This window comes from Streptomyces sp. McG3, from assembly GCF_018619185.1.
GTDB lineage: Bacteria > Actinomycetota > Actinomycetes > Streptomycetales > Streptomycetaceae > Streptomyces.
In genome coordinates, this window is record NZ_JAAXYC010000474.1 from 1 (window position 1) to 4,146 (window position 4,146).

At 71.7% G+C, this 4,146-nt stretch carries 4 protein-coding genes and 2 pseudogenes; 1 reads left to right on the top strand and 5 read right to left on the bottom strand.

Features of this window, described 5'->3' with window-relative positions; all coding sequences use genetic code 11:
* From HET64_RS37135 to HET64_RS37155, 5 genes and pseudogenes are all read right to left on the bottom strand, one after another.
* A partial coding sequence (locus tag HET64_RS37135; protein WP_215111642.1) for a MalY/PatB family protein occupies positions 1 to 1,037 on the bottom strand: 1,037 nt, incomplete at its 3' end.
* A 93-nt stretch (positions 1,038 to 1,130) separates the two neighbouring features.
* Positions 1,131 to 2,162: a class II fructose-bisphosphate aldolase gene (gene fbaA, locus HET64_RS37140; RefSeq protein WP_215111643.1), complete on the bottom strand. Its 1,032-nt coding sequence runs from the start codon at positions 2,160 to 2,162 to the stop codon at positions 1,131 to 1,133.
* Between the two features lie 157 nt (positions 2,163 to 2,319).
* Positions 2,320 to 2,859 carry an orotate phosphoribosyltransferase gene (pyrE, locus tag HET64_RS37145; protein WP_050358452.1) on the bottom strand — a complete coding sequence of 180 codons (540 nt, stop codon included), beginning with the start codon at positions 2,857 to 2,859 and terminating at the stop codon, positions 2,320 to 2,322.
* Positions 2,860 to 2,907: 48 nt separating this feature from the next.
* Positions 2,908 to 3,714, bottom strand: coding sequence for an aldose 1-epimerase (locus HET64_RS37150; RefSeq protein ID WP_215111644.1), 807 nt, complete (start codon positions 3,712 to 3,714; stop codon positions 2,908 to 2,910).
* 71 nt (positions 3,715 to 3,785) lie between these two features.
* A pseudogene (locus tag HET64_RS37155) lies at positions 3,786 to 4,022 on the bottom strand (carbon monoxide dehydrogenase); the annotation flags it as partial.
* On the opposite strand from HET64_RS37155, the pseudogene HET64_RS37160 reads away from it, so the two are divergent.
* Positions 4,022 to 4,146: pseudogene (locus HET64_RS37160) on the top strand (agmatine deiminase family protein); the annotation flags it as partial. The pseudogenes HET64_RS37155 and HET64_RS37160 overlap by 1 nt on opposite strands.

A 4,146-nucleotide genomic window follows, 5' to 3' on the forward strand; every position in this document is an offset into this window, starting at 1 on the left:
CCCTCCCGCTCCACCAGCACCCGCTGCAACGCGGCGTCGTCCACCCCCAGCGGCCGCAGGTCGATCCAGGCCAGGTACCCGGCCTGCGGCGGCGCCCACCCCAGCTCGGGGAAGGCCTCGCCCAGCCGCTCCGCGACGTACCCCAGGTTCCCCGCCACGTACGCCCGTACCGCGTCCAGCCACGCCGCCCCCTCCCGGTACGCCGCGATGTGCGCGGTCAACGACAGAACGGCCGGCGACGCCAGCCCCTCCCCCGTCTCCATCCGGCGCACGTACTCCGCCCGGTCCACCGGATCGCCGATCAGCCCGTACGAACCGGTCAGCGCCGGAAAGTTGAACGCCTTCGACCCGGAGGAGATGAGCGCCCAGCGCCCGGCGCCCGCCACCCGTGTCCACGGCACATGGCCACGCCCCGCATGCTCCTCGTGCACGAAGTCCGCGTGGATCTCGTCGCTGATCACCGCGACCCCGTGCCGCTCCGCGAGCTCCGCCGTCCGGGCCAGCTCGTCGGCCGTCCACACCCGCCCCGTCGGGTTGTGCGGCGAGCACAGCACCAGCACCTTCGCGTCCGCCCGCGACAGCTCGCGCTCCAGCGCCTCCTCGTCCCCCACCGGCACTCCCCGCAGCTCACGCCCGAGCCCGGTGATCGCCTTGCGGAAGCCGTCGTACGTGGGGGTGTGGACGACGACGCCGTCCCCCTCCCCCGTCCACATCCGCAGCAGCTGGGAGAGCTGGTTGAGCACGGACGGACCGTAGACCAGCTGCCCGGTGTCGATCGTGGTGTCGTACCGGGTCGCGTACCAGTGGGCTATCGCCGAGCGGAAGTCGTCCTGCTGCCAGGTGGTGTAGCCGAACACCCCGTGTTCCAGACGGTCCCGGAGCGCGGCCAGGACCTCGGGGGCCGTGGCGAAGTCCATGTCGGAGATGGTGAACGGCAGCAGCCCGTCGACCCCGAACCGGTCCGCGACCCCGTCCCACTGGACGCACCAGGTGCCCCGGCGGTCGACGACGGTGTCGAAATCGTAAGTCGCACCCACAGCGGGGCCTCGTTTCTCTCCCGGTACGGCAACGGGCCCGGCCCCCTGGAAGGAGGACCGGGCCCGACACCGTACGTCCGTGCAGACGGGTGACTACTTCAGCTTCGTACCCGTGGAGCGCAGGTGCCCGCACGCCTCGGTGACGCGCTTGGCCATGCCCGCCTCGGCGGCCTTGCCCCAGGTCCGGGGGTCGTAGGTCTTCTTGTTGCCGACCTCGCCGTCGACCTTCAGGACACCGTCGTAGTTGCGGAACATGTGGTCCACGACCGGGCGGGTGAAGGCGTACTGGGTGTCGGTGTCGAGGTTCATCTTCACGACGCCGTTCTCCAGCGCGGTGGCGATCTCCTCGGCGGTGGAGCCGGAGCCGCCGTGGAAGACGAAGTCGAACGGCTGGCTGCCGGCCGGCTTGCCGTACTTCTCGGAGACGCCCGCCTGAAGGTCCTTCAGCAGCTCGGGACGGAGCACGACGTTGCCCGGCTTGTAGACGCCGTGGACGTTGCCGAAGGAGGCGGCCAGCAGGTAGCGGCCCTTCTCGCCCAGGCCGAGCGCCTCGGCGGTGCGCAGCGCGTCGTCGACGGTCGTGTACAGCTCGTCGTTGATCTCGTGCGTGACGCCGTCCTCCTCACCGCCGGTCGGGGTGATCTCGACCTCGAGGATGATCCTGGCGGCGGCGGCCTTGGCCAGCAGCTCCTGGCCGATGGCCAGGTTGTCGGCGAGGGTCTCGGCCGAGCCGTCCCACATGTGGGACTGGAACAGCGGGTTCAGACCCTTGGCGACGCGCTCCGCGGAGACGTCGAGCAGCGGACGTACGTACCCGTCCAGCTTGTCCTTGGGGCAGTGGTCGGTGTGCAGCGCGATGGTGACGTCGTACTTCGCGGCGACGATGTGCGCGAACTCCGCCAGGGCGACCGCACCCGTGACCATGTCCTTGCTGTACTGGCCGCCCAGGAACTCCGCACCGCCGGTGGAGATCTGGACGATGCCGTCGCTCTCGGCCTCCGCGAAGCCGCGCAGGGCGGCGTGCAGGGTCTGGGACGAGGTGACGTTGATGGCCGGGTAGGCGAACTTGCCCGCCTTTGCCCGGTCGAGCATCTCGGCGTACGCCTCGGGGGTTGCGATGGGCATCTGACCGCTCCTTGGGATGTGCGGGTGTGCAGGCTTTGAGTCCCTGACCTGGGGGCGACGTCATCGTCGCCCCCATCTTCCCAGACTCCTCATCCGGCTCCACTCGGCGGACCCGGTTTCACGTGAAACCGTCCGCCGCGGCCACCCGACAGCCCTCTCAGCCCAGGTCGAGGTCGGCCACCGAGTAGACGTGGATGTACGGCAGACCTGCCTCGGCGATGGCCGGGGCGGCACCGCGCTCGACGATCACGGCGACGGCGACGACCTCGCCGCCCGCCTCACGCACCGCCTCGACGGCGGTCAGCGGCGAACCGCCCGTCGTCGAGGTGTCCTCGACGACCAGGCAGCGGCGGCCCTTCACGTCGGTGCCCTCGATCCGGCGCTGCATCCCGTGCGCCTTCTGCGCCTTGCGGACGACGAAAGCGTCCAGGCTCTTACCCCGGGCGGCGGAGGCGTGCAGCATCGAGGTGGCGACCGGGTCGGCGCCCAGGGTCAGCCCGCCGACGCAGTCGTAGTCCAGCTCGGCGGTGGCGTCGAGCATGACCTGGCCGACCAGCGGCGCGGCCTTGCCGTCCAGCGTGATCCGGCGCAGGTCGATGTACCAGTCGGCTTCCAGCCCCGAGGAGAGGGTCACCTTGCCGTGCACCACGGCCTTGTCCTTGATCTGCTGGAGCAGGTCAGCGCGTACGTCAGTCATGACCACGAGGGTAAGCGGTACCGCACCGGCCCACCGCCGGGCACCGGCTCAGAGCCGCGTCCAGCTCCAGGTCGTCGTCATCTCCAGCGGGTCGATCGGGGTCACCAGCCGGGGCGCGGTGTTCAGCCCGTTCGGCGGCCCGGACTGCGGCTCGACGCAGACCGCCTCGTCCTGCTCGTCGTAGACGACCACCCACTCGCTGCGGCTCTTCACCGTCAGCTCCAGCCGCTCCGGCCAGGTGAGCTTCACGTCCACGCCGTCGGGCATGCCGAAGCAGTCGTCCCACGGACCGGGCAGGGGGTCGACGCGCCGCCCGGTGGGCAGATGATCCGCGCCGCGCTCCTCCTGCCAGGCGGCGTCGAAGGAGAGCTCGGCGGCCACGCCGTCGATGGTGCGGTGGAACCAGGGGTGCCAGCCGGCCTGGGCCGGGAAGGAGTCGCGTGACGTCTCGACGGCGAGGCCCAGCGTCAGCGCGTCCCCGGTCAGCTCGAAGGTCTGCGTCACCCGGCCCCGGTACGGCCAGGGCTCGGCGAGGTCGTAGTAGAACGCGGCCCGCCCCTCCGCCAGGTCGGCGGCCGTGAACGCAGGCTGCCAGGAGGTGTCGCGGCCGGTGCCGTGGATGGCGTGCGGCGGGGAGTTCAGCGGCAGCCGGTGGAGCGCGTCGCCGTTGCGGAACTCCCCGTTCCCGGTGCGCCCGCACCAGGGCACCATCGGGAAGCAGCCGTACCGCTCGCCCTGGCGGAGCAGTTCGGTGCCCCCGATCCGCAGGCTGCTGATCCGGCAGCCGTGCCCGGGGTCGACGGTCAACTCGGCTTCGCCGACGGTCAGCCTGACGTTCTCTTCGCTCCTGCTCACCCGATGACCCTACTGGCCCGCCCCCGCCTCCGGCGCCCGTTGCCTCCGGTGCCCATCGCCCCCGGCGGCCGTCACCTCCGGCGTCGCAGCGCGCGGCTCAGCACCACGGCCGAGGCGAGCGCGAGGGCGGCGGCGGGGGCGACCCACCGCAGGGTGGTGCTCGCACCGCCCGCCTCCGGGGAGGGCACGGGGGCGTAACGGCCCCGAGGGGGCGCGTGGTCGACCTCCTCGGCGCTGCGCCCGATCATGGTGCGGCGGGCGTGCGCGGCCTCGGCGGGCGGTTCGTCCGGAACGGTGAACTCCACGCCGGGACGACATCGAGGCCGACCTCATCGAGACCCTGGGGGTCGACAAGGTGGTGTGGCTGAAGGGTGTGCGCGGCCAGGACATCACCGACGCCCACGTGGACAGCCTCGTCCGCTTCACCGCGCC

Bases quoted from the DNA above. Each gene is read 5' to 3' on its own strand.
- fbaA (WP_215111643.1), bottom strand. From the start codon at position 2,162: ATGCCCATCGCAACCCCCGAGGCGTACGCCGAGATGCTCGACCGGGCA.
- pyrE (WP_050358452.1), bottom strand. From the start codon at position 2,859: ATGACTGACGTACGCGCTGACCTGCTCCAGCAGATCAAGGACAAGGCC.